This window comes from Mycobacteroides sp. PCS013, from assembly GCF_049532645.1.
Taxonomy (GTDB): Bacteria; Actinomycetota; Actinomycetes; order Mycobacteriales; family Mycobacteriaceae; genus Mycobacterium; species Mycobacterium gwanakae.
In genome coordinates this window covers 1,099,361-1,124,112 of the sequence record NZ_CP150131.1, presented here as the reverse complement: position 1 = coordinate 1,124,112, position 24,752 = coordinate 1,099,361, and the positions used below count along the sequence as shown (strand labels likewise).

The window sequence follows — 24,752 nt, the reverse complement described above, 5'->3', positions numbered from 1 at the left end:
CAGCTGTGTTGCAAATGTGACTGGAGTGACGATCTACCGTGACGTTAGCGGTCGTTGCCCCATCAGCGCCGTTCCGACACGCACACAAGTGGACCCATATTTAATGGCGGTCTCCAGGTCGTTGGACATTCCTGCCGATAAGTGATTCGCCTGCGGATAGCGCCGCCGAACGCGTTCGTGTTCTTGCTGGAGTCGGCGAAAGGCCTGGTCGGCATCGGCCTCACGAGGAGGCAGAGCCATCAACCCGGCAAGCTCGAGATGCTCGCTGGCGACCACCTGCGAGCACAGCTCGTCGACTCCGGCCACGTCAGCGATATCCACTCCGCCCCGAGCGGTATCGCCATCGAGGCTGATCTGGAGGTACACGTGCAGTGGCTCGCTGCTGTCCCCCGCCGCGCGCGCTGTGTCCAGCGCGGCGACCAGCCGCGAATTGTCCACCGAATGCACCGAATAGGCCCAGTGGGCAACCGATTTCGCCTTGTTGCGCTGCAGATTGCCCACCATGTGCCATTGGATATCCGCATGGCCCACCTCCGCCACCTTGGCGGCAGCCTCCTGATCCCTCGATTCCCCGAACGCGCGGCAGCCCAACGAGTACAGCTCCTGGACGTCGGCCGCCGGGAAAAACTTGGTGACGGGCAGCAGTTCAATCTCTTGCGGGTCGCGATCAACAGCCTCGGCGGCAACGCGGACTCGCTCGCGCACCGCGGCCAGTGCGGTGCTCAGCTCATCGGCACGCGTCATCAACTGAGCCAGATCACCGAGGCCAGCCGGCCGGTACGCGGCTCACGGCGATAACTGAACAAATCCGGGTCCTCGACCGTGCAGCGCGGATCGATGTCGATGGCCCGCACACCCAATCCGGAAAGCTGCCGGGCGATTCCGGCCCGCAGGTCCAGGCCCGGCGTGTCGGCGCCGGTCGTAGTGCGACTCCCCGGCAGCGCCGTCTCGACATCCGCGGCCATATCGGCCGGCACTTCGTAATACCGGCCGCTTACCGCCGGCCCGAGAAAGGCCGAGATACGGCCTACCTCCGCACCGGCTTCCACCATGGCTTCGACGGTGCGCGGCACGATGCCGAGTTTGGCGCCGACCCGACCGGCGTGGGCACCCGCGATGACTCCCGCGCTCGCATCGGCGAGTAGCACCGGGACGCAGTCCGCGGTCAGGACCGCCAGCGCGATACCGGGTTCGGTGGTCAACAACGCGTCGGTGTCCGGGATAACCGATGTTCCGGGCCCCTCGACGCGGTGCACGTTGTCGCCGTGAACCTGCTGCATCCAGATCAGATGATCGTCCGGCAAGCTCAGCGCACCCGCGAGGCGTGACCGGTTAGCAGCCACCGCATCGGGGTCGTCACCAACGTGATCGCCGAGGTTGAAACTGTCAAAAGGTGCACGTGACACGCCACCGCGCCGGGTGGTGGTGACACGTCGAACTCGAAAACCCATACGTCAGAGGGTAGTTCGTCGGTTAAGTAGCAAGCCGTCAGCGCCGCATGAACGGCGGCACATCGACATCGTCCTCATCGCCGCCACCGAGCGTCACCGTAGAACCGTTGGTGTCCCTGGGCAGGCTCTGTGCGTCGATGGTGTCGAAAATGCTGGTCCCGTTGGAACCGTTGACCTGGCCGGCCTTCCCGGGGGCCACCGTGCCCGGCGCCGCCGTACCGCTGATCGGCTTGCGGCTGGGGCCACCGGCGTCGAAACCTGCGGCGATGACGGTGACGCGCACCTCGTCGCCGAGCGAGTCGTCGATGACGGTTCCGAAGATGATGTTGGCTTCGGGATGCGCCGATTCCTGCACCAGCGAGGCCGCCTCGTTGATCTCGAACAGACCCAGGTCGCTGCCACCGGCGATCGACATCAGCACGCCCTGAGCACCTTCCATCGAGGCCTCGAGAAGCGGTGAATTGATGGCGGTCTCGGCGGCCTTGAGTGCCCTGCCGTCGCCACGGGAGGACCCGATGCCCATCAGGGCGCTACCCGCGCCGGACATCACGCTCTTCACGTCGGCGAAGTCGACGTTGATCAGACCCGGCGTGGTGATGAGGTCGGTGATGCCCTGAACACCGTTGAGCAGCACCTCGTCGGCGCTGCGGAACGCGTCCATGAGCGATACCGCGGCGTCGCCCATCTGCAGCAGGCGGTCGTTGGGAATGACGATCAGGGTGTCGCAGCTTTCCCGCAACGAGCCGATACCGAGCTCGGCCTGGCCGCTGCGGCGCTTGCCCTCGAAGGAGAACGGCCGGGTGACCACGCCGATGGTCAGCGCACCGAGCTTGCGGGCGATGCTGGCCACCACGGGTGCGCCACCGGTTCCGGTGCCACCACCCTCACCGGCGGTGACGAAGACCATGTCGGCGCCCTTGAGGAGCTCCTCGATCTCGTCCTTGGCGTCCTCGGCGGCCTTGCGGCCCACGTCGGGATCCGCACCCGCACCCAGGCCGCGCGTGGAATCGCGACCGACGTCGAGCTTGACGTCGGCGTCGCTCATCAGCAGCGCCTGCGCATCGGTGTTGATCGCGATGAACTCGACCCCCTTGAGGCCGTGCTCGATCATGCGGTTGACGGCGTTGACGCCGCCGCCCCCGATGCCGACGACCTTGATCACCGCGAGGTAGTTGTGTGGAGGCGTCATGGTCGCCTTCCTCCCTGGTTGCTGCCGTGGTCTGAGTAGCTGGAGCCTCTCTGCAAACTCTCAACCTCTACCTCAGGCTTAGAGTTATGTCAGGTTGTCCCGCTGAAACAGAACGGTAGGGGGCGCGGTTAGCTGCGCCCGGGAGGCGCGCCGATGGATCGCCGGATTTTCCCGTGGCTATTTCTGGAAACCGCGGGCAGTCCGGTCGCCTACTTGACCGTGGGCAGGTCCGGGCTGGACACGTCGTACATGCGACCGGGCTGGGTAAGCAGGGCCCCCAGCTTTTCCGCCTTCTCCGCGGTGCGGTCGGTGGTCCCCCAGACGATGGTGCGACCGTCGTCGAGAGTGAGCGTGATCGACGACACCGACGGCGCAGCGATCTTGGCGACCTGTCGCGCCAGGTCGGGTGCCAGCGAGGTGAGAACCTGCAGTGCCGCCTTGGTCGTCGGGTCCTGCGGGCCTGGAGCCACCACGTCCAGCACCGGGATGCCCGGCGGCGGCGGTTCGTTGGCGAAGTCCACCCCATCGCGGTCGATGAGGTGCGTCCCGTCGCCGCCCGCCCACGCCGCGACCGGGACCCGTTCGACGATGGTGACGCGCAAGGTGGACGGGTACTCGCATTGCACACGCGCGCTGGCCACCCGGCGGATGCTGGCCACCCGGTCCGCGGCGGCGGCGGTATCGATCTGCAGCAGCCGCGTGCCCTTGGTGATGTTCAGTTCCCGAAGGACGTCCTCTTGGGTGACCACCCCGGTGCCGGTCACCACGGTCTGGCGCACGGACATCAGGGGCGTGAAGTACAGAATCGCCCCCAGCCCCACCGCGATCACGGTGAGCAGCACCGCGAGCAGCAGGGTGTGCAAACCCTGAACCTTCCCGCGTCCCGCGCTCTTGCCCTGATCTACCTGCTTGCCCTTGGCGGCCGCCTTCGCCTCACGCCGCGCCTGTTCCAGGGCGATGGCGCGCCGCTGTGCGTCGCGGCGCTCCATCCGCTCGCGCCTGGCCCGCATCCGCGGCCCCTCGGCGGACTCGTCGGCGTCCGCCTGCTCGGCGCTGGCATCCTCGTCGATCGCCTCGGCAGCGGAATCCCCGACCTCGTCAGACACCGGAGCGGACTCCGCTGCCTCCTCGGAAGTCTTGTCCGGCTCGCTCATTGACCGTTCCTCGGGGGCGGCCAGTCATTGGCGCGCGCACGCAATGCGCGCACGATCTCCTTGCCCTGCAGCGTGACATCGCCCGCACCCATCGTGATCACCAGGTCCCCCGGCGCCGTGGCCGCGGCGACATGCGCAGCCACCGTCGACAGATCGGGCAGGTAATGCACCGGCACCCCGGAGATCTGCTCGACGATCAACGCACCGCTGACACCCGGCAGCGGTGCTTCGCGCGCCCCGTAGACATCGAGCACGAACACCAGATCGGCCACGCTGAGCGCCTCGGCGAACTCTGTTGCGAAAGATGCTGTGCGGGAGTACAAGTGGGGCTGAAAGACGACGACGGAGCGGCCAAAACCCTGTTGCGCGACGATTCCGGAAACCGCCTGCAGCACCGTGCGGACCTCGGTGGGATGGTGCGCATAGTCATCAAAGACCCGGACACTCTCGACTTGACCGACCAATTCGAATCGGCGGCGCACACCTTCAAATCCGGCCAGCCCATCGAGCACATCCTCGACAGAGGCCCCGATCTCGGCGGCCGCCACCACAGCGGCCAGCGCGTTCAGGGCCATGTGCCGACCCGGCACCGACAGTCGCATGGTGCGCGAGGTCTTCTCGCCCGCCAGCTGGATCTGTGCGAACGCTCCGGTGTCCTTGAACTGCCAATCACGCAGCCACCCGGCCACCGGGACACCCGCGGCGTCGGCCTGTTCGGCGCTGCCGTAGCCGCGTACTCGTAGGCCGCGCTCGTGGGCCCGGCGTGCCAACGCCGCGGACCCCGGATCATCCAGGCACACCACCAAGACCCCTTCGGGGCCTAAAGTTTCGGTGAATTCGTCGAACACCGCGGTATAGGCCTCGACACTGCCGAAGTGATCGAGATGGTCCGCCTCGATGTTGGTCACGACGATGAGATCCGGCCGGTACTGCAGCAGCGAACCGTCACTTTCGTCGGCCTCGGCCACGAACACGTCCCCACTGCCGTGGTGGGCGTTGGTTCCGGCCTCGTTGAGTTCACCGCCGACCGCGAACGATGGGTCGTATCCGCAATGCTGCAGCGCCACAATGAGCATGGAGGTGGTGCTGGTCTTGCCATGCGTTCCGGTCACCATGAGGGTGCGGTATCCGGCCATCAGGTCCGCGAGCACAACCGGGCGCAGCAGGACCGGTATTCCACGCCGATGAGCTTCCACCAGTTCAGGATTCGTCTTGGGAATGGCCGCGTGGGTGGTGACCACCACGGTGGGACCGCCCGGCAGCAGATCCAAGGCGTCGCCGTCGTGGCCGATATTGACCAGGGCACCGCGGGTACGCAGTGCGAGCACGCCACGAGATTCCTTGGCATCGGAGCCCGATACCTGCGCTCCCCTGTCCAGCAGGATCCTGGCGATCCCTGACATTCCGGCACCGCCGATGCCAACCATGTGCACGCGGCGCAGATGCTCCGGGAGTGGGCCGATGTTCATCGCGATGCACTCCGTCCCTGAGACCGCTGCTGTCGTGCGACATCGAGCGCCACCTGAGCCACCTGCCGTGCGGCGTCCGGATGTCCCGACAGCGCGGCGGCCGACGTCATCTCGGCAAGCTTGCCGGAATCGGAGGCGATTTCGATCACCATGTGTGCCAATGTCTCCGGAGTGAGGTCACGGTCAGCGACGATCACACCACCTCCGGCGTCGACGACCGGCAGCGCGTTGAGCCGCTGTTCGCCGTTGCCGATGGGCAGGGGTACGTAGATGGCGGGCAACCCGACCGCCGAGACCTCGGCGACGGTCATCGCGCCGGATCGGCACACGGCGATATCGGCCGCGGCGTAGGCCAGGTCCATGCGGTCCAGGTATGGCAGGGCCACATATTTGGGGGCACCCGGAACATCCCGCGGACCGCCCTGTGGCAGCTCGATCGTATTCTTCGGCCCGTGTGCATGCAGCACCGAAACCCCGGCAGCGGCAAGGTCATTGGCTGCAGCCGAGACGGCATTGTTCAGGGAAACCGCACCCTGGGACCCGCCGAATACCAAGAGCACGAGTGCATCGTCGTCGAATCCGTAGTGAGCGCGCGCCTCCTGCCGCAATGCGGTGCGATCCAGCGCCGTGATCGATCCACGAACCGGCACCCCGACCACCTCGGCATGGCGCAGCCCCGAATCCGAGACGGCCGACAGCACGCGCTGCGCGCGGCGCGCCCCGACCCGATTGGCAAGGCCGGCACGTGCGTTGGCCTCGTGAATAACCACCGGAACACGAGGACGGCGCAGCGGTCCTCGGCGAGCCGCCAGATAGGCGGGCAGCGCCACGTAACCCCCGAAACCGATGACCACGTCCGCTCCGACGTTGTCGAACACCGCCCGGGTCTGCCGCACTGCCCGGCGCACCCGCAACGGCAGCCGCACGAGGTCGCCGGTGAGGCGGCGCGGGAGCGGCACCGGCACGATCAGTTCTAGGTCGTACCCACGGTCGGGCACCAGCCGCGTCTCCAGGCCACGCTCGGTACCCAATGCGGTGATCCGCACCGACGGGTCGATCTCACGCAGAGCGTCGGCAACCGCCATGGCGGGTTCGACGTGTCCCGCGGTACCGCCGCCGGCCAGTACCACCGAAAGCGGCCGAAGTTCGTCACTCACTCCGGGAGCATCCTTTCGGTCTGGCGGCAATCACATGTTCAGCAGCTATCGATGGCTTCGGGCCCGTGAACTCCCGGCCCGGGATTGCTCACGGGACCGGCCGCTCGCGCGCGTGCCCGAGGCCCTGCGCACCTGCTGTACCTGCCTATGATGCCCTGCGTCGCTGTCGGTACGTGCACGTGGCTTGCGCTTGCCCCCCTGCGCGGAGTCTTGCTGCCATGTGCGCTCGGACCGCCGATCGGCAGTCTCGGCGCCTCGTCCGGCCGACTTGGCGCGCAGTCGATCGCGTGCGGTGTCGATGCGCGGCGCCACATACGGCTCCGGTGCCGGGAGCCGCAGCAGCCTGTTCATCCGGTCACCCGAACCCGCACGCAGTGCGGCGACGGCCTCGGGTTCGTGGCGCGCCGCGTTGGCGATCAGACCGATCATGAAAAGGGCTGTGGCTGTGGCAGTACCACCCGAAGAAATCAGCGGCAGCTGGATGCCGGTCACCGGCAGTAGGCCGATCACGTATCCGATGTTGATGAAGGACTGACCGATGACCCACATACCGGCGGTGGCGGTCAGCATCCGCAGGAACGGATCGGCACTGCGTTTGGCGATGCGCATGGCGGTGTACGCAAAGACGCCGAACAGCGCCAGCACCCCCATGCAGCCGACAAATCCGAGTTCCTCGCCGATGATCGCGAAGATGAAGTCGTTGTGGGCGTTGGGCAGGTAGTGCCATTTCGCCGACCCCTGCCCCAGACCCTGGCCGAAGAAACCGCCCTGGGCCAGCGCGAATCGAGCCTGACGCGACTGATAACCGGTCGCCTGCGGGTCCGCCGACGGATCCAGCCACGCCTTGACCCGATCAGAGCGGTAGCCGGCGGAGACGGCAAGGATGGCCGCGGCCAGTACGGCGGCGATCACCGAACTGAGGAACACCTTCAGCGGCAGCCCGGCATACCAGAGCAGCGCCAGCAAGATGATGCTCATGGAGACCGTCTGCCCCAGGTCGGGCTGAATGACGATGAGCACGAGGGCGATGAGCGCGGCCGGCACCAACGGAACCAGCATCTCGCGCAGCGAGGCCTTCTCCATGCGGCGCGAAGCCAACAGGTGCGCACCCCAGATCGCGAAGGCGATCTTGGTGAGCTCCGAAGGTTGCATGGACATGCCGCCGTAGACGAACCAGCCACGAGAACCGTTGGAGTACGTGCCGATTCCGGGCACCAGCACCAAGGTGATCAAGACGATGGTGAAGACGAATGCCGGGAACGAGTACTTGCGCATCACCCGGATCGGCGTGCGCAGCGCGATGTAGAAACCGACCAGACCCACGCAGACCCAGAGCACCTGCTTGCCGAACACCGCCCACGCAGACCCGTCCACGTCATAGGACTCAACGCCCGATGCGGACAACACCATGATGAGGCCGAGTGTGGTCAACAGCGCGGCCGTCGCGATGATCAGGTGAAACGACGTCATCGGCCGGTTCAGCCAGGCACCCAAACGAGTCCGGGCCACCAACCCAGCGGTCTTCGCGTCGGACGATTTCTTGGCGGGCTTGGCCGCCGTCTTCGCCGCGGCGCGGTTCTCGGAGCGGAAAAACCTGGTGAACGGAGCGGTCAGGGTCGACACGGCGCTATTACCTAACCGGTAAGTGCGCGCACCGCCGCGGCGAATCGATCGCCACGCTCGGAGTACCCGCTGAATTGGTCGAAGGATGCGCCGGCCGGAGCCAGCAGCACGGTGTCGCCAGGCAGGGCCACAGCGCTGGCGTGCCGGACAGCCGCGGCCATGACCTGGGTACCCAGATCAGCGCCACCCCCATCCGCCTCATCAGTCACATAGACCACATTTGCCTCTTGCACCCCAGCATCCTCGCGCGTCACAACCGCAACAACGGGTACATCCGGCGCGTGTCGCGCCAAAGCCTCAGCAATCACACCCCGATCGGTACCGATCAGCACAACCGCACCGAGCCGGTCGGCACATTCGCGCACCAGATCATCGACCGCCGCTCCCTTGAGCAACCCCCCGGCAATCCAGATGACGCGCCGATAGGCCGCGATGGACGCCGCGGCAGCGTGCGGATTGGTGGCCTTCGAGTCGTCCACGTAAGAAACACCGTGGCGCTGCGCCACCAGCTCGGCACGGTGCCGCCCCACCTGGAAGGCCTCCAGCGCCCGCGCAACAGCCTCCGCGGGCGTACCCACCGCACGCGCCAGCGCGGCGGCCGCCAGCGCGTTGAGCACACCGATCGGGCCCGCGACCGGAAGCTTGGCCACCTCGATCAGGGGTACATCCGGCCCGAACGCCCGGTCCACCAGCAGGCCGTCACGCACTCCGAGCTCCCCGGCCCCGGGTTCACCGGTGCGGAACCCGGCCTTGATCGGTGCCACCGCGCCGGAAAGCAGTCCGGCCGCCACCCCGTCATCGAGACCGACGACGGCGACCTCGCCGTCGAGCACTCGCGCCTTGTCCCGGGTGTAGGCGCCCATTCCCCCATGCCAGTCCAGGTGGTCCTCGGCCACGTTGAGCACCACGCCGGCGGTCGGCCGCACCGAGGGCGCCCAGTGCAGCTGGAAGCTCGACAGCTCGACAGCCAGGTAGTCGACATCGCGATCCAGCACGTTCAGCACCGGGTCGCCGATGTTCCCGCACAGCGCACTGGTGCGGCCCGCGGCCATCAGCATGTCGTGGACCATGGCGGTGGTGGTGGTCTTTCCGTTGGTTCCGGTCACCACCAGCCATCGCTTGGGCGGCCCAAACCGGCCGGAAACATCCAGACGCCATGCCAATTCGACATCACCCCAGATGGGCAGCCCGGCATGCACCGCGGCCAGCACGATCGGCGAGGAAGGACCGAAGCCGGGACTGACGATCACCAGATCTTGATCGGCCATGTGGTGCTGCGCCTCGGCGGTGGTGAGCGCCCCGCGCCCCGCATCGCGATGACGCCGCAGGGCGTCCTCATTGTCGTCGCAGACGGTAATGCGCAGGTCGAGGTCGGCCAGCCCCGTCAACGCCGCGACCACGGCATCGCCTGTGACACGCGCGCCGCAAACCAGAACCCTTGCCCGGCTGGGCAGTTCGGCCATCTCAGAAACGGTCATGGCCGGTTAGTCACCGATCGTGGCGAGCCACTCGCCGTAGAACAACGCCAGACCGAGACCGCAGGCAATCGCGGTCAACAGCCAGAACCGGATGATGACTGTCGTTTCCGCCCAACCCAATAGCTCGAAATGATGGTGGAACGGCGCCATCCGGAACACCCTGCGGCCGGTGGTGCGGAACGCGGCGATCTGCAGGACCACCGACACGATCTCGGCGACGAACAGTGCTCCCAGCACCACCGCGAGCAGCTCGGTTCGGGTGGTCACCGACAGGCCGGCGATGATGCCGCCAAGAGCCAGCGATCCGGTGTCCCCCATGAAAATCTTGGCGGGTGCGGCGTTCCACCACAGGAACCCGATACATGCACCCGCCGTCGCCGCGGCGATCACCGCAAGGTCCAGCGGGTCACGCACGTTGTAGCACGCCACACCGGGGTGTGTGGAGCAGGCGTTGCGGTACTGCCAGAAGGTCACGATGACATAGGCGCCGGTCACCATGGCCATGCATCCGCCGGCCAGCCCATCCAGTCCGTCGGTGAAATTGACCGCGTTCGACCACGACATCACCAGGATCACGCAGAAGAGCACGAAGATCACGGCGGGCATCGCCACGGTGGCGATCTCACGCACGTAGGACAGCTGCGCACTACCGGGCGTCAACCCGTCCGTATTGCGGAACTGCAGCACCAGCACGCCGAACACCAAGGCCGACAGGATCTGGCCGACCGTCTTGGAGGTCTTGTTGAGGCCGAGATTGCGCGCCTTGCGAATCTTGATGAAGTCGTCGATGAAACCGACACCACCGAGCATGGTGGCCAACGCAAGCACCAACAGCCCAGAGGCCGAGGGGCCATCGGATCCGAACGCAATACCGATCAGATGAGATCCGAAGTATCCGGCCCACATACCTGCCAGGATCGCGACGCCACCCATCGAGGGAGTGCCGCGCTTCTTCTGGTGATGTTGCGGTCCGTCGTCCCGGATCTCCTGACCGAAGCCCTGCCGCGAGAACACCCGGATAAGCACCGGGGTCAGCATGATGGACACCAGGATCGCGATCCCGGCCGCGATGATGATCTGCCTCATGCGTCACCCACCTTCAGCAGCTCATCGGCCACGACCCACAGCCCGGCCGACCGCGATGCCTTGACCAGCACCACGTCACCGGCCGCCAGCTCCTCGGCCAGCAGTGTGGCGGCTGCCGCAGGATCGTCCACCAGCACCGCCTCGGACCCCCACGACCCCTCCATCACTGCACCCGCATGCATTGCCCGCTGCGACCTCCCGGTTCCGACGACTACCAATCGACTGACATCTAAGCGCACGGCGGCCCGTCCGATGCGGTCATGCTCGGATATCGCATCGGGCCCCAGCTCGGCCATCTCGCCCAGCACCGCCCAGCTGCGACGGGGCTGCGCACCATGACGAGCCATCGACACCAGGGCCTTGAGCCCGGCCATCATCGAATCCGGGTTGGCGTTGTACGCGTCGTTGATGACCGTCACCCCGTCATCTCGGGTGCTGACCTCCATGCGGCGCCGCGAGACCGGACCAGCCCCGGCGAGCGCTTCGGCAACCTGTGCCAGCGTGGCGCCGCATTCCCGCGCGACCGCGGCGGCCGCGAGTGCGTTGCTCACCTGATGCTCGCCGTGGACAGCCAATTGAACCGGTACGGCCTCGTCACCGGCATGCAGGGTGAAGCGGGCACGCGCCAGGTCGTCGACGCTCACGTCTGTCGCCCAGATATCGGCGCTGCCGTGCGCGCTGGTGCGGACCACCCGGGCCCGGGTCTTGGCTGCCATGGCGGCCACCGCCGAGTCGTCAGCATTCAGCACCGCCACACCATCACTGGAAAGTGATTGCGGCAGTTCACCCTTGGTGTCGGCAATGGCCTGTCGCGAACCGAACTCACCCAGGTGCGCCGTACCGACGTTGAGCACCACGCCGATTGACGGCGGCGCGATGGCGGCCAGTTCCGCGATGTTTCCGGGGCGCCGAGCCGACAGCTCCAGCACCAGAAACCTGGTCGAATCCGTCGCCCGCAGCACGGTCCAGGGATGGCCTAGCTCGTTGTTGAAGGATCCGGGTGGCGCCACCACCTCACCGAGCGGCTCGAGCACCGCGGCGATGAGATCCTTCGTCGACGTCTTGCCCGACGAGCCGGTGACACCCACGATGCGCAGCCCACGCCCCGAGAGCCGTCGGGCCACCTCGGCCGCCAGCGCTGCGGTGGCGGCCAGCACCGCGGCACCCGACCCATCCGAATCATGTTCCAGCGCAGATACTTCGGTACGCGCTACGCCAGTCGGCGGCACCACGATGGCGGGCACACCCACCGGCCTGGCGGCCAGCACGACCACGGCACCCGCCGCGATCGCACCCTCGGCATGATCGTGACCATCAACCCGGGCACCCGGCAGCGCCAAGAACAGTCCACCGGGTCCCACCTGGCGTGAATCGAATTCGACGGTGCCTGTGACGGTGGTATGCAGGGCTTCCTCGGCACTGATTCCGTCGAGACGTCCACCGACGATCTCCGCGATCTCGGCGACAGTCATCTCAATCATTCAGACTCCCGAGTCCTTTCGAGCTTTCCAGCCCTTCCAGCGCGACACGAAGCTCCACCCGGTCATCGAACGGGACCGAAACCGCGCCGACGCGCTGCCCGCTCTCGTGCCCCTTGCCCGCGATCAGGACGGTATCCCCCGGGTGCGCCCACCGTGCGGCGAAGCCGATAGCGGCACGCCGGTCGCCGATCTCGATCACCTCGGCATCTGAACCAGTTGTGCCGGAGACAATTTCCGCGCGAATCGCGGATGGTTCCTCGTCGCGCGGGTTGTCATCGGTAACCACCACGAGATCGGCCAGCTCGGCTGCCACCTGCCCCATATCGGCACGCTTGCCACGGTCGCGGTTACCGCCCGCGCCGAACACCACCCCCAGCCGTCCGTCTCGATGGCTGCGCAGACTCTCCAGGACGGCGCGCAGGGCGCCCGGTTTGTGGGCATAGTCGACAACAGCGAGAAACGGCTGGCCTGCGACCACCGACTCCATACGTCCGGGCACACCGGCGATCGCGATCCCCGGCGCCGCCGTCACCGCTGCGATCCCGAGCAATTCCAAGATCGCAATGGCCACAAGACAATTGGCCACATTGTAGTGACCCGGCAATGCGATACCGAGCTCAACGCTGCCTGCCGGACCATTCGCGGTAAACCGCTGACCGCCGTCGGGGCCGCCCGCCACGTCCGTGCAGGTCCAGTCCGCGACGGCACCGGCGCCCGAGCTCACCGTGACGGTGCCGGGACCCGCCGCGCGCGCCAGTTCGGCCATGGCACGCCCGGCGTCATCATCGACACAAATGACCGAGCGCTGCGCCCGCTGCGGCGAATCACGCTGGAACAGCCGGGCCTTCGTCGCGAAGTAATCCTCCATACTGGGATGAAAGTCCAGGTGGTCTCGCGAAAGATTCGTGAACGCCCCCACCGCGAAACGCGTACCGTCCACACGGTTGAGGGCCAGCGCATGACTGGAAACCTCCATGACCACGGTGTCCACGCCACGCTGCACCATCTCGGCCAACAACTCCTGCAGAGCGGGCGCCTCGGGTGTGGTCAGGGCGCTGGGGACATCCTCGCCGTCGATGCGTACCCCGACTGTGCCGATGAGACCGACCCGCTTGCCCGCCGCCCGCAGCCCTGCCTCGACCAGATAGGTGGTTGTGGTCTTCCCGGAGGTTCCGGTGACACCGACCACCTCCAGCTGGCGGGAAGGCTCCCCGTAGACCTTCGCCGCAAGCGCACCGAGGACCGCGCGCGGAATCGGATGGACCAATACCGCGATATCCGAGAAATCCGGGCTCTGCTCGGCCAGCAGCTGCGCCCCGGCGGCATCCGTCAGCACGGCAGTAGCTCCCGCAGCGATCGCCTCGGACGCGAACTGTGCGCCATGGGCGCTACTACCGGGCAGCGCCGCGAAGAGGTCACCCGCCCGCGCGTCCTGGGCTCGCAGCGTGACGCCGGTGACGGTCGCGGCACTGGGCCCACGCAGTTCCGCCGAGATCAATGAGGCGAGGTCGGCGACCGGTTGCGGGCGCGTTGAGGGAAGGAACCGGTGGGTTCCGGATGCCGCCACCTGCGATCACCTCCTGCCGTTCTTCTGCTGCCCATGGCCTCCGGGCGTCAAACGACAGTACCGGGCGAGCAGTCGTCCCCTCATCGGATGAGGACCGGCTCAGGTCGCCTGCAAGATCAACGGTGGTCCGGGATCGGGTGACAACGGCACGTTTTGGCGCCGCATCAACCACGACGCGATGTTGTGGAACAGCGGGGCCGCAGTCATGTGCGGCGATCCGTCGGACCCGCGTTTCGGCGCGTTCATCTCGATACCGATGACGTACCGGGGATCATCGGTGGTGGCGATGCCGGCGAAGGTGATCCAGTAGACGTCGTCGAAGTAGCACCCGCAGGCCGGGTTGATCTGCTGGGCGGTGCCGGTCTTGCCGCTCAGCTGGTAGCCCTCGACAGCGCCGGACGCGCCGGTGCCGTTCTGGATCTGACGCGCATCCGGTTGCAGCACCGCGCGCAGCATGTTCCGCACGGTGCGCGCGGTTCCGGCGTTGACCACCTGTACCGGCTCGGGGCGTGGCTCTTCCTTACGGGTGCCATCAGGTGCGGTGATGCTCTTGACGATGCGCGGCGGCATCCGCACTCCGTCGTTGGCGATCGCCTGATACATACCCGTCATCTGCAGCAGCGTCATCGACAAGCCCTGGCCGATCGGCAGGTTCGAGAAGGTGCTGCCCGACCACTGCTCGATCGGCGGCACGATGCCCGAGCTTTCGCCGGGCAGGCCGACGCCCGTGCGCTGGCCCAGACCGAACTTGTCCACCAGATCCATGAACCGTTCCGGGCCGACCCGCTGGGCCAGCATCAGCGTGCCCACGTTGGACGATTTCCCAAAGACACCGGTAGTGGTGAACGGCACTGTTCCGTGTGGCCACGCATCCCGCACGGTGACGCCACCCATGTTGATAGAACCTGGAACCTGCAAGACCTCATCGGGATTGGACAGATCGTTCTCGATCACCGCCGAGGCGGTGATGACCTTGTTGACCGATCCGGGCTCGAACGGTGAAGACACCGACAGATTGCCCATCTCGCGGTTGCCCTGCTTACCGAGGTTCTGCGACGGATCAAAGGTGTTGTCGTTGGCCATGGCCAGGACCTCACCGGTCTTGGAATCAAGTACGACCGCCGACACCGTCCGCGCCTCGGACAGGTCCTTGGCCTGCTGAACCTGCTGCTGCACGTAGAACTGGATGTCGTTGTCCAGTGTGAGCTCGACGGTGGATCCGTTGACGGCATTGTGGCGGTCCCGATAACTGCCGGGAATCACCGCGCCATCGGAGCCGCGGTCGTAGGTTTGGGAACCGTCCTTACCGGCCAGCGCGCTGTCCAGCGAATCCTCAAGCCCGAGAAGGCCGTACCCCTCCCAGTCGATGCTGCCCACAATATTGGCGGCCAGCGATCCGCCGGGATACTGGCGAATGTCCTGCCGCTCGGCGCCCACCTCGGGGAATTCTTTGACGATCTCGGCGGCGATCGCCGGGTCTACCGAACGCGCCAGGTACGCAAAGGTGTCGTCGCTGCGGATCTTCTTCAGCAGGCTCTTGGCATCGGGCTTGTTTCCGAGCTTGGCCGACACTCCGGCAGCGATATCCTGCAGCCGCCGTTCCGGATCGACCGCCCGTGTTTTCGCCGCCGCGGCCTTGACGGCGTCGCTCTTCCCGGGGTCCTGGAGGATTTTCAGGCTTTCCTCCCACGACTTCTTGAGCTGCTCACGAATCTTCTTCGGCTGGAAGGTGAGAGCACGAGCCTCGATGGTGAAAGCCAGTTTGTTGCCCACGCGGTCAACGATGGTGCCACGCAACGCCTTCTCGGTCTCGGTGACCTTCAGCTGTCCCGAGGCCTCGGCACGCAGACCCGCCGCGCGCGGTCCCTGCAGAGTGAACAACTGAAGGGCGACGACGGCCAACGTCAGAAAAATGATGATGTTGCCCGTGCGATGGCGGAAAGCGAATCCAGCGGTCCGCGACACGGCAGACGCCGGACGCCGGACACGGCGAGCGCCGACCGGCCGGGAGCGATCCTGCCGGTTCACGCCGTCGGGTGGGGACTCGTTGTTGCCACGGGATTGAATTGTTCCCCGGTAACTGGAGAATTCGCGATATTTGATGCTTGCGGCGCGTCGGCCACAGGGGGCGGTATCACGGCGGCGGGGTCCGGTGCGGCGACCACAGGAGCGGGCATGACCGGAGCCGGCGGCGCCAAGACAGGTTCCTGCCCCGCAGGAGCTTCCACTACAGGCGCGGGTACCGCGGCCGGCGGGGGCATGTGGGGCACCACAGCCACCGGAGGCGGTACGGGTGGCAGCTGTACGGGGACCTCGACCGAGTTACCGGCCTTAGGAACGGCATCGGCGTCGTCGGGGATCACGGAGTTCAGCGGTGCCGGCGCAACACCCTCAGCTGGTTTCGGGGCGCCCACCAGCAGCCAATTGCCCTGCGGGTCCCGTACCAGATGCGCGATATCACGCGATGGGATCATGCCGAGGTCGCGCGCCGAATCCGCCAGCGCCGGCGCCGATTCCGCACGCAGCACATCGCGCTCGAGGGCTTCCTTGCGTTGCAGCAGCTGCTCGTTGGTGCGCCGCTGAGTGCCCAGCTGATAGGAGCGTTCCGCGGCGTCGGTCGAGAGCCACAATGTGATGGCCAAGCCGACACCCAGGGCACCGATAACCAACACAACGAATGGCACCTTGGCGATCCACACATGCGGCCGCAGGTCCACCTCGGAGAGGCGGGTAAGGATCCGTTCGCGTAGCGGTATCCGAATGACTTTGGGCGCTTTGGCCTTACGGGCCTTCGCGCGGGCCTTCGCCTGTTGTGTGCTGGTCGCCGGGCGGATCTTCTCGGGAGCCTTGCGCTGCACCGGGATCGGCATGGTCTGCGGGGCAGAACGGCGCGGACGCGGCGACGGGCCGGCGCCGACCGACTTGGGAGCGGCACCACGACGTTTAGCGGGCTTGGCGGGATTGCTCTTCTTGGGGGACTCGCCGGCTTTCTTGCGCACCCCAATCATGCGCTCCTCCTGTCCGCAACTCGTTCGATTGCCCGCAACCGCACCGGCGCGCTCCGTGGATTGACTTCTATTTCCGCATCGTCGGCCCGCTCGGCACCGCGGGTGATCGCCGCGAACTCCGGCGCGTCACCGGGCAGCTCGACCGGTAGGTCGATCGGTGACCGAGATGCGATGGCGGCCGCAAATTCCGCCTTGACGATCTTGTCCTCCAGCGACTGATACGCCATGACCGCGATACGACCACCCGGACGCAGCGCTGCCATGGCGGTAGGTATCGCGGCCGCAAGGGATTCGAGCTCGGCGTTGACTGCTATCCGCAGTGCCTGGAAGGTTCTTTTCGCCGGATGACCCCCGGTACGACGGGTGGCCGCCGGGATGGTGTCGTACAGCAGCTCAACCAACTGCGCGCTGTGCGTAAAGGGTTGGGCGGCGCGGCGCCGGACGACCTCGTCTGCAATTCGCCGCGCGAAGCGTTCCTCGCCGAATCTACTGAGCACCCTGGATAATTCGGGTGCCGTATAGGTGTTCAAGATGCCGGCGGCGGTCAGCTCGTCGTGCGAATTCATCCGCATGTCCAACGGGGCGTCGACCGAGTAGGCGAAACCACGATCGGCCTGATCGAGCTGCATGGATGACACGCCCAGATCGAAGAGCACTGCGTCAACCGAAGATGTTGCGCGGTAACCCAACCCGTCAAGCGCGTCCGCCAGACCGTCGTAGCGGGTATGCACTCCGGTGAATCGCTTCCCGAAGGCCTCCAGCCGCTTCCGGGCGATCTCAAGGGCATTGGTATCACGATCGAGGCCGATCACCGTCAGGCCCGGCAGCACGGAGAGAAAGTGCTCGGTGTGCCCGCCGGCGCCCAGAGTGGCATCGATCAGCACCGCACCCGCCCCATCCGCGGACCTGGCGGTCAGTGCCGGAGCGAGCAGCTCATAGCAGCGGTTGAGCATGACCGGAACATGGCCAAATCCAGCCCCGGAGCCAGCCGGAAAATCGTTGTCAGACACGGCGGTACCCCTCCGGGAGCGGGAAACGCCCCAATGGGAGCGCTGGTAGGTGCGAGGAGCCCGCGCAGCCCGGTCCCTGCCCGATGGTGCGAACCTGGCGTCGGGGAAGTACGCCAGGGCCGTATCGGACAGAGGCCGCGCTTCGCGGGCTCGCTCAGAAGATGCCATTGAGGGATTCATCGCTGGCCGCCGAGAAGTTCTCTTCGTGTTCCTCCAGGTACTGCTGCCACTTCGCAGCATCCCAAATCTCTAGGTAGTCAACGGATCCGATGACAACGCAGTCCTTGGACAAATCCGCGTATCGCCGGTGATCGGCGGACAAGGTGATGCGCCCCTGCGCATCCGGATGCTGTTCGTCGGTGGCCGCCGCCAGGTTGCGCAGAAAGGCACGGGCCTCAGGGTTGCTCCGAGAAGCCGTGGCGGCCTTACGGGCCAGCTGTTCGAACTCGGCCCGCGGGTAGACGGCGAGGCTGTGGTCCTGGCTTTTGGTAACCATCAACCCTCCCGCTAGCGCGTCCCGAAACTTGGCGGGCAATGTGAGTCGCCCCTTGTCGTCGAGCTTGGGCGTGTAGGTACCGAGAAACACCTCGACACCTCCCTGCCCGGAACCCTTCGGAGCTACCCTTCCCTCCGATAGGCGCCACTTTACCCCACAATCCCCCACTTTGAATCTGATTTGCCGCGTGTCTCCCCACCATGCGCCCACCAGAAGGTCGACGAATGGCTTCGACATGCTGTTTCCCCAGGTCAAACCCGTGGGGGCGAGTGGGGCACCGGTATCCGGACGAGTTGATAACGATTTGGCCTGCACGGGCGAACAGGCTTGCGAGCGATCACCCCATGGCGAGTCGTCCCACAGTGGGACCGCTCAGGCAGCAACGCATACAGCAACAGACCCGCGCCGACTGCGCGGGTCTGTGAGTCCGGACTGCTTTAGATGAGGTTTGTCAGTTGTCGAAGCGGCGACGGAACCGCTCTTCCATGCGCTGCGCGAACGATCCGGCGGCGCGGGGGCGACGGGTGCGGCCGCTGGATGCGCCCGGTCCCCCTTGCCCGGCGGCACTCGCCTCGGAGCGCCGGCTTCCGATGATCGCGAAAACCGCGGCCCCGAACATGACGACGAATCCGATCACGCTCAGGACCGGGAAGTTTCCGATCTGAGTGGCGGGCACGGCGACACCGATCACCAACATCGCCAAGCCGATGCAGAAGAGCGCCGCACCCTGCAGACGGCGGCGACCGGAGGTCGCGCCCAGGCGTCCTCCACGCACGCTCGACGCAAACTTGGGGTCCTCCGCGTACAGCGCGCTCTCGATCTGGTCGAGCATGCGCTGCTCGTGCTCGGAGAGTGGCATCGGTCCCTCCCTCTGGCGCATCGCAACCGGTTGAGTATGTCGTGTCGTTTTATCAAGGGTGCCGCGGTTACAACACCCTCACGTTCATAATACGAGGTGAATACCCGCTATACCACCCGGTTCACCCACCAATCTCCCAGCCACACCGACCGGGCAACCGACACGGCGCGGCGCGCCGACGGACTCGGCGAAAACAGAGACAACGCCCAGGAATGGGCAGAGCGTGATAAACCCGGCGGTACACCCGAAGCCCACAGAGAAACCAAGAGGACGCACGTTGACGACCTTCCTGGCCGACTTGTCGCAACGCGATATGCAGCGCAGGCTCAGCGAAGCGCTCCGTGTCTACGTCATCGCCATGGGCTATCCGCATGGCACCGAGGACCAGCGTGCTCCGATGTGGCTCGAACACAGCCGCAGACGGGGCTGGCAGGCGGCCGCGATCTTTGATTCTCCGGTCGACCCATCCTCTGACAGCGCCGGATCCGTCCAGGATCGCATGGACCAGGCACGCATCGTCGGAATCGCCTATGGCTACCGCGGTGCCGCCGACCAGTGGTGGCACCAACAGGTCAGCCAGGGACTACGCAAGTCCGGGGTGCCCCGCGACCACATCAGCGCCCTGCTCGATCAGTATTTCGAGCTGACGGAGTTGCACGTCGACCCCGGACTCCAGGGCCACGGCTTCGGTGAGGCGTTGGCGCGGCGGCTGCTGGCCGGTCGCTCCGAATCGCATGTGCTGCTGTCGACCCCCGAGATCACCGGCGAGTCCAACCGGGCGTGGCGGTTGTACCGCCGACTCGGGTTCACCGATGTCATCCGGCAACACCAGTTCGCGGGAGACCCCCGACGATTCGCAGTGCTTGGCCGGGCTTTGCCGCTGGAACCCGGATATCGACAGGCCGACGTGACCGCCGTCTGGCACGATGAGCCGCGATGACTAGCCCTGGGCGTGCGGCGCGTATTGCCGCAGTGCTGTTGTTGACGACGTTGCCGCTGCTGTCGGGATGCGTGCGCGTCAAGGCCTCGATGACCGTCACCACCGACGATCACGTCTCGGGGCAGCTGATCGCTGTCGCCAAACCGCAAGGTAAAGACGACAAGGGCCCTCAGCTCGAACGCAACATGTCCTTCGCCCAGAAGGTTCAGGTCAGCGAGTACGAAGAGAACGGCATGGTGGGGTCGCGCGCCATCTTCAACGATCTGACGTTCGCCGAAGTCCCCCAGTTGGCCGGGATGAACAAGAACGCCGCCGGATTCGATCTCACCCTGCGCCGCAACGGCGATGTGGTGGTGCTGGAAGGCCGTGCCGATCTCACCGCACTGGAAGACACCTCAGATGCCGATGTGTCGCTGGCCATTTCGTTTCCCGGCGATATCGAATCCACCAACGGGGAGATGCTCGGCTCCGACGCTGTGCAGTGGAAACTCACTCCCGGCGTGGTCAGCACGTTCACCGCGACCTCCCGCTACACCGACCCCAGCACGCGCTCCTTCAACGGAGCCGCGATCTTCATAACGATTTCCGCCCTGCTAATCGGTGCCCTGGTGGCGTCCCTGGCCTGGCTGGACCGCGATCAGTCCCCGCGGTTTACGCCCGACCAGTTCCCGGAGTAACCCGCACTCCGAGGTTCTCCAGCACCTCGGACGTGGCCCGCGCGAAGTTCAGGGTCATGAAGTGCAGGCACGGAACACCCTCGGCGAGCAGCCGCGCTGCCATCGACGTGGCGACCTCGACACCGACCTTGCGGACCTCGTCGCGGTCCTCTTCGGGTCCATCCCCGGCGGCACGCAAGAGCTGTTCTTCCAGAGCAGCGGGCAGCGTGGACGAGGAGAGCTCCGCCTGCCGGCGCACCGACCGCAGCGACGTAATGGGCATCAGCCCGGGAACGATCGGCTTGGCGCCCTGTTCGGGGTCGGCGGCCGCCACCCGATCACGCAATCGCAGGTAGTCGTCGACGTCGAAAAACATCTGGGTGATGGAGTACTCCGCTCCGGCCCGCAGCTTGTTCACCAGATTGGCCGTGTCGCGCTCCAGATCGATCGCCTGCGGATGGCCCTCCGGGAAAGAGGCGACACCTACGTGGAAGTCACCCAGGTCACGAACCAGCCGCACCAATTCCTCGGCATAGGTCAGGCCACCGGGGTGCGGAATCCATTCAGCATTCACATCCCCAGCCGGATCGCCCCGCAGGGCAAGGATATTGGTGATGCCACGGTCCACATATGCGCCCACCATGGCACGCAACTCTTCGACGGTGTGCCCGACGGCCGTCAGGTGCGCAACCGGCAGCAAGGTGGTGTTCTCGGCCAGCTCACCGGTCACCCGCACCGTGCGATCACGCGTGGAGCCGCCCGCTCCATAGGTCACCGAGACGAACACCGGCTGATACCGCTCGAAAACTCTTGCCGCCCGCCACAACCGCGCCTCGGCGGCCTCGTCGCGAGGTGGCATGAACTCCACCGAGAACGCGACATCACCCGGCTGAACCCCGGCCAGTCGATCGGCGATCGACCCCGGATCCTGCAGCTCGGCGACCGATGCGTCATGGTCGAGCGGGTTGGTTGTCACCCGTTCAGGATAGGTGGGATTACTCTAGGTTCACTCTCGGAGACCTGTAGGCATCCGGGACCCACCACCACACCCTGAGAGGACGCACCGCTGAGTGTCAACGTAGCCGCTGCCAACGCCCGGCACCTGACCGACGCGGTAAGCGACCAACTGAGCCAGTTCCTGGCCGAATGCCGTGAGCACACCGCGCATATCGGCCCGAACTATGAGCATGCGATCACAGCCCTCGACCGGTTTGTGCTGCGTGGCGGCAAGCGGCTGCGACCGGCGTTCGCCTACTGGGGCTGGCGAGCGGTCACCGACGACCCCGACCCGTGGAACCCCGAGGTGCTGCGGGTGTGTGCCGCGCTGGAACTGCTGCACACCTGCGCGCTCATCCACGACGACGTCATCGACAGCTCCGCCACCCGGCGCGGCGAACCCACCATCCATATCGAATTCGCCGCCCTGCACCGTGAGAACGGCTGGTCCGGCTCCCCCGAACAGTTCGGCATATCCGCGGCGATCCTGCTCGGCGATCTGGCACTCACCTGGGCTGATGACATGGTGGTCGGCGCACAGCTGTCCCCTCAGGCCCATGCGAGGGCCCGGGGTGTGTGGTCGATCCTGCGCAGCGAGGTGCTCGGCGGCCAATATCTGGACATCCTGTCCGAATCCTCGGGCGACGAGTCCGTCGAGACCGCCATGCGCGTCATCCGCTTCAAAACCGCCGGCTACACGGTGCAGCGGCCCCTGCAGCTGGGTGTCGCGATCGCGGCCGAGAACCCGGAGATCTCGCGACTTCTCGGTGACGTCGGACTGGATATCGGTGTCGCGTTCCAGCTGCGCGACGATGTGCTCGGGGTATTCGGGGATCCCAAGGTGACCGGAAAACCCGCCGGGGACGACCTGCGTTCCGGAAAGCGCACCGTGCTGCTGGCCGAAGCCCTGCGTCTGGCACGCCTCAACGACAACGCCGCCGAGGACATGCTTCACTCCTGGATCGGCACGCCACTCACCGATCATCAGGTCGCCGAAATGTGTTCACTCATCGTCGACTTGGGTGCACTCGCGGCAGTGGAGTCTCGTATCGAGGAACACACGCACCGCGCGCTGGAGCAGCTGTCCGGCGCCGATATCGCCGATGATGCCCGTGTCGCGCTGTCCGATCTCGTCCGATTGGTGTCCAACCGGAGCGCATGATCACGTGAGCACATCATCAAAGGCGGTGCAGCCTCCCCTGGAACCGAACCCTGAACCGGCACCTGCGGTACTCGATCCGGGTGCCGGGTGGACAGCAGCCTTCCTGAGGTCCCCCGCCGGCCGCGCGGCAGTCACCGGATTCGGTGGCGCCATCCTCATCGCCATCGGCGGACTGGGTGCGGGTAGCACCCGGCAGCACGACCCGCTGCTGGAATCGGTTGGGCTGTCCTGGTTGCGTTTCGGCCACGGGTTGGTGGTGTCCTCGATCTGCATGTGGCTCGGAGTGGTCCTCATGCTGCTGGCGTGGCTCGGGCTGGGCCGCCACGTGATCGCGGGCAAGGTGACCAAAGAGTCCCTCCTGGTCGTCATTCCGTGCTGGCTACTGCCACTGCTCGCCTCGGTTCCGGTGTTCAGTCGGGATGCCTACTCCTATCTTGCGCAGGGCGCGTTGCTACGCGACGGATTCGATCCCTATCTGGTGGGCCCGGTCGAAAACCCGAACGCGTTGCTAGAGAACGTCAGTCCGATCTGGTCCACCACCACCGCGCCGTATGGACCACTGTTCATCCTCATCGCACGATTTGTCACTCAGATCGTCGGTGATGATGTGGTGGCCGGAACCATGCTGCTGCGCCTGTGCATGCTGCCCGGATTGGCGCTGCTGGTGTGGGCCACCCCTCGAGTCGCCCGCTGCCTTTCGGCCAACGCCAGCAAGGCGTTGTGGATCTGTGTGCTCAACCCGCTGGTGATCATCCATCTGATGGGCGGTGTACACAACGAGATGCTGATGGTCGGCCTGATGATGGCAGGCATTGCCCTCGTCCTTGAGCGCCACCATGTTTGGGGCATATCGGTGGTCGCGTTAGCGGTGGCTGTCAAGGCCACCGCGGGTCTTGCGTTGCCTTTCCTGGTGTGGATCTGGATGCGTCGTCTGGTCGAGAAGGCCGATGCGGACTCCCCACAGCGCCACCCGGTGACCGCGTTCGCGATGGCATCGGCAGCCTCGGTGTCCGTCGTCGTCGCGGTGTTCGCGGTGTTGTCCTGGATCGCCGGCGTCGGCCTGGGATGGCTGACCGCCCTGGCCGGTTCGGTGAAGATCATCAACTGGCTGACAGTGCCGACCGCCGTCGCCAACATCATCAACGTCGTCGCCGGTCTTTTCGTGACCGTCAATTTCGATGCTCTTCTGGAGATCACCCGCATCATCGGGGTTATGGTCATCGCGGTCAGCCTGCCCGTGGTGTGGTGGCGGCACCGACACAACGATCGCGACGCGATGTTCGGGATCCTGTGGGCCATGGTGATCGTGGTGCTCATGGCACCGGCGGCACTCCCCTGGTACTACACCTGGCCGCTGGCCATCGCAGCGCCGCTGCTGCAATCACGCATCGCGATCGCAGCCATCGCCGGGTTCTCTACCTGGATCATGGTGATCTTCAAACCCGATGGCTCCCACGGCATGTACGTGTGGATACATGTACTGATCGCGGCAACCTGCGCTGCCATCGCCTGGCGGATGATCAACACCGCGCCGGAAGCTCGCGATCCCCGCGAGTACTAGTAGGCCATCGCCTGCGCCCGCCGCAGCACCTCGCGGGCCTGGTGACCATGCAGCGCATCGACCGGGCGGGCCGCCTCGATTCGTTCGGTGGTGCCGTCACGGGTCACAGTGAGCGACTCGTCACCGGTGAACAGCCAACGCATGATTTCGGGCTCGTGATATCCCCCGTCCCGCAGCACCGAGAGCAGCCCGAACAGATGCTTCACCACAGGACCTTCGGGGCTGAAAAAGATGACGGGAACCTTGATTTCGCCATCGCGTCGCACTGCGATGAGTTCACCGTCGCGCAAGTACTGCTGAACCTTGGAAACCGGTACCCGCAGGCGTGTGGCCACCTCTTTGAGGGAGAACAGCGGCTCGTCGGCGTCGAGGGTGTCGGCAACGTATGGAATGGCGCTCATAACGAATG

22 protein-coding genes are annotated in these 24,752 nt (G+C 65.9%); 4 read left to right on the top strand and 18 right to left on the bottom strand.

Annotation, left to right across the window (positions count from 1 at the left end; genetic code table 11):
* Positions 1-33: 33 nt before the first annotated feature.
* From RHO23_RS05560 to RHO23_RS05485, 16 genes are all read right to left on the bottom strand, one after another.
* The gene (locus tag RHO23_RS05560; protein ID WP_423488777.1) at positions 34-744 is read right to left on the bottom strand and encodes a YggS family pyridoxal phosphate-dependent enzyme; all 711 of its coding nucleotides are present in this window, start codon (positions 742-744) and stop codon (positions 34-36) included.
* Positions 744-1,451 carry a peptidoglycan editing factor PgeF gene (gene pgeF, locus RHO23_RS05555; protein WP_064408569.1) on the bottom strand — a complete coding sequence of 236 codons (708 nt, stop codon included), beginning with the start codon at positions 1,449-1,451 and terminating at the stop codon, positions 744-746. The genes RHO23_RS05560 and pgeF overlap by 1 nt, the downstream gene beginning before the upstream one ends.
* Positions 1,452-1,488: 37 nt before the next feature.
* Complete coding sequence (gene ftsZ, locus RHO23_RS05550) at positions 1,489-2,640, bottom strand: cell division protein FtsZ (RefSeq protein ID WP_030095503.1); 1,152 nt, start codon at positions 2,638-2,640, stop codon at positions 1,489-1,491.
* A gap of 209 nt (positions 2,641-2,849) precedes the next feature.
* The gene (locus RHO23_RS05545; protein ID WP_064408568.1) at positions 2,850-3,794 is read right to left on the bottom strand and encodes a cell division protein FtsQ/DivIB; all 945 of its coding nucleotides are present in this window, start codon (positions 3,792-3,794) and stop codon (positions 2,850-2,852) included.
* Positions 3,791-5,263 (bottom strand): UDP-N-acetylmuramate--L-alanine ligase, encoded by a 1,473-nt coding sequence (gene murC, locus RHO23_RS05540; RefSeq protein ID WP_030095501.1) that lies wholly within the window; start codon positions 5,261-5,263, stop codon positions 3,791-3,793. The genes RHO23_RS05545 and murC overlap by 4 nt, the downstream gene beginning before the upstream one ends.
* On the bottom strand, positions 5,260-6,420 hold the full coding sequence (murG, locus tag RHO23_RS05535) for an undecaprenyldiphospho-muramoylpentapeptide beta-N-acetylglucosaminyltransferase (protein WP_101312728.1): 1,161 nt from the start codon (positions 6,418-6,420) through the stop codon (positions 5,260-5,262). Before murG ends, murC begins: the two co-directional genes overlap by 4 nt.
* 45 nt (positions 6,421-6,465) lie before the next feature.
* Complete coding sequence (gene ftsW, locus RHO23_RS05530) at positions 6,466-8,043, bottom strand: putative lipid II flippase FtsW (RefSeq protein WP_423488776.1); 1,578 nt, start codon at positions 8,041-8,043, stop codon at positions 6,466-6,468.
* Positions 8,044-8,054: 11 nt separating this feature from the next.
* Entirely contained in the window at positions 8,055-9,521 is a 1,467-nt protein-coding gene (gene murD / locus RHO23_RS05525; RefSeq protein WP_064408566.1) for a UDP-N-acetylmuramoyl-L-alanine--D-glutamate ligase, read from the bottom strand.
* A gap of 6 nt (positions 9,522-9,527) precedes the next feature.
* Positions 9,528-10,607, bottom strand: a complete 1,080-nt coding sequence (gene mraY, locus RHO23_RS05520) for a phospho-N-acetylmuramoyl-pentapeptide-transferase (protein ID WP_030095497.1) — start codon at positions 10,605-10,607, stop codon at positions 9,528-9,530.
* A complete protein-coding gene (locus RHO23_RS05515) occupies positions 10,604-12,088 on the bottom strand; it encodes a UDP-N-acetylmuramoyl-tripeptide--D-alanyl-D-alanine ligase (protein ID WP_064408565.1) in 1,485 nt (494 codons plus the stop codon). Before RHO23_RS05515 ends, mraY begins: the two co-directional genes overlap by 4 nt.
* Entirely contained in the window at positions 12,081-13,655 is a 1,575-nt protein-coding gene (locus RHO23_RS05510) for a UDP-N-acetylmuramoyl-L-alanyl-D-glutamate--2,6-diaminopimelate ligase (RefSeq protein ID WP_064408564.1), read from the bottom strand. Before RHO23_RS05510 ends, RHO23_RS05515 begins: the two co-directional genes overlap by 8 nt.
* Positions 13,656-13,754: 99 nt before the next feature.
* Positions 13,755-15,683 carry a peptidoglycan D,D-transpeptidase FtsI family protein gene (locus RHO23_RS05505; protein ID WP_044104426.1) on the bottom strand — a complete coding sequence of 643 codons (1,929 nt, stop codon included), beginning with the start codon at positions 15,681-15,683 and terminating at the stop codon, positions 13,755-13,757.
* Positions 15,680-16,663, bottom strand: coding sequence for a hypothetical protein (locus RHO23_RS05500; protein WP_030095493.1), 984 nt, complete (start codon positions 16,661-16,663; stop codon positions 15,680-15,682). The genes RHO23_RS05505 and RHO23_RS05500 overlap by 4 nt, the downstream gene beginning before the upstream one ends.
* Positions 16,660-17,616, bottom strand: a complete 957-nt coding sequence (gene rsmH / locus RHO23_RS05495; protein ID WP_423489173.1) for a 16S rRNA (cytosine(1402)-N(4))-methyltransferase RsmH — start codon at positions 17,614-17,616, stop codon at positions 16,660-16,662. Before rsmH ends, RHO23_RS05500 begins: the two co-directional genes overlap by 4 nt.
* Before the next feature lie 211 nt (positions 17,617-17,827).
* A complete protein-coding gene (mraZ, locus tag RHO23_RS05490) occupies positions 17,828-18,259 on the bottom strand; it encodes a division/cell wall cluster transcriptional repressor MraZ (RefSeq protein ID WP_030095491.1) in 432 nt (143 codons plus the stop codon).
* A 361-nt stretch (positions 18,260-18,620) separates the two neighbouring features.
* A complete protein-coding gene (locus tag RHO23_RS05485) occupies positions 18,621-19,028 on the bottom strand; it encodes a DUF3040 domain-containing protein (RefSeq protein ID WP_030095490.1) in 408 nt (135 codons plus the stop codon).
* A gap of 277 nt (positions 19,029-19,305) precedes the next feature.
* On the opposite strand from RHO23_RS05485, the gene RHO23_RS05480 reads away from it, so the two are divergent.
* Both RHO23_RS05480 and RHO23_RS05475 read left to right on the top strand, forming a co-directional pair.
* Entirely contained in the window at positions 19,306-19,968 is a 663-nt protein-coding gene (locus tag RHO23_RS05480; protein ID WP_064408562.1) for a GNAT family N-acetyltransferase, read from the top strand.
* Complete coding sequence (locus RHO23_RS05475; RefSeq protein WP_030095488.1) at positions 19,965-20,645, top strand: LppM family (lipo)protein; 681 nt, start codon at positions 19,965-19,967, stop codon at positions 20,643-20,645. Before RHO23_RS05480 ends, RHO23_RS05475 begins: the two co-directional genes overlap by 4 nt.
* Here the strand turns inward: RHO23_RS05475 and metF are convergent.
* On the bottom strand, positions 20,620-21,600 hold the full coding sequence (gene metF, locus RHO23_RS05470; RefSeq protein WP_064408561.1) for a methylenetetrahydrofolate reductase [NAD(P)H]: 981 nt from the start codon (positions 21,598-21,600) through the stop codon (positions 20,620-20,622). The two genes, RHO23_RS05475 and metF, sit on opposite strands and share 26 nt — an antisense overlap.
* A gap of 126 nt (positions 21,601-21,726) precedes the next feature.
* Between metF and RHO23_RS05465 the strand changes: the two genes are divergently transcribed.
* Positions 21,727-22,782, top strand: a complete 1,056-nt coding sequence (locus RHO23_RS05465; protein ID WP_165611430.1) for a polyprenyl synthetase family protein — start codon at positions 21,727-21,729, stop codon at positions 22,780-22,782.
* Positions 22,783-22,819: 37 nt separating this feature from the next.
* Positions 22,820-24,343 (top strand): alpha-(1->6)-mannopyranosyltransferase A, encoded by a 1,524-nt coding sequence (locus RHO23_RS05460; protein WP_064410251.1) that lies wholly within the window; start codon positions 22,820-22,822, stop codon positions 24,341-24,343.
* On the opposite strand, the gene RHO23_RS05455 is transcribed toward RHO23_RS05460, so the two are convergent.
* Positions 24,340-24,744, bottom strand: coding sequence for an Rv2175c family DNA-binding protein (locus RHO23_RS05455; RefSeq protein WP_030095484.1), 405 nt, complete (start codon positions 24,742-24,744; stop codon positions 24,340-24,342). The two genes, RHO23_RS05460 and RHO23_RS05455, sit on opposite strands and share 4 nt — an antisense overlap.
* Positions 24,745-24,752 lie beyond the last annotated feature (8 nt).

What these genes read in the sequence shown, in the direction of transcription:
- RHO23_RS05560 (WP_423488777.1), bottom strand. Translation starts at nt 744, where the DNA reads ATGACGCGTGCCGATGAGCTGAGCACCGCACTGGCCGCGGTGCGCGAG.
- pgeF (WP_064408569.1), bottom strand. Translation starts at nt 1,451, where the DNA reads ATGGGTTTTCGAGTTCGACGTGTCACCACCACCCGGCGCGGTGGCGTG.
- ftsZ (WP_030095503.1), bottom strand. Translation starts at nt 2,640, where the DNA reads ATGACGCCTCCACACAACTACCTCGCGGTGATCAAGGTCGTCGGCATC.
- RHO23_RS05545 (WP_064408568.1), bottom strand. Translation starts at nt 3,794, where the DNA reads ATGAGCGAGCCGGACAAGACTTCCGAGGAGGCAGCGGAGTCCGCTCCG.
- murC (WP_030095501.1), bottom strand. Translation starts at nt 5,263, where the DNA reads ATGAACATCGGCCCACTCCCGGAGCATCTGCGCCGCGTGCACATGGTT.
- murD (WP_064408566.1), bottom strand. Translation starts at nt 9,521, where the DNA reads ATGACCGTTTCTGAGATGGCCGAACTGCCCAGCCGGGCAAGGGTTCTG.
- mraY (WP_030095497.1), bottom strand. Translation starts at nt 10,607, where the DNA reads ATGAGGCAGATCATCATCGCGGCCGGGATCGCGATCCTGGTGTCCATC.
- RHO23_RS05515 (WP_064408565.1), bottom strand. Translation starts at nt 12,088, where the DNA reads ATGATTGAGATGACTGTCGCCGAGATCGCGGAGATCGTCGGTGGACGT.
- RHO23_RS05500 (WP_030095493.1), bottom strand. Translation starts at nt 16,663, where the DNA reads ATGATTGGGGTGCGCAAGAAAGCCGGCGAGTCCCCCAAGAAGAGCAAT.
- rsmH (WP_423489173.1), bottom strand. Translation starts at nt 17,616, where the DNA reads ATGCTCAACCGCTGCTATGAGCTGCTCGCTCCGGCACTGACCGCCAGG.
- RHO23_RS05485 (WP_030095490.1), bottom strand. Translation starts at nt 19,028, where the DNA reads ATGCCACTCTCCGAGCACGAGCAGCGCATGCTCGACCAGATCGAGAGC.
- RHO23_RS05475 (WP_030095488.1), top strand. Translation starts at nt 19,965, where the DNA reads ATGACTAGCCCTGGGCGTGCGGCGCGTATTGCCGCAGTGCTGTTGTTG.
- RHO23_RS05455 (WP_030095484.1), bottom strand. Translation starts at nt 24,744, where the DNA reads ATGAGCGCCATTCCATACGTTGCCGACACCCTCGACGCCGACGAGCCG.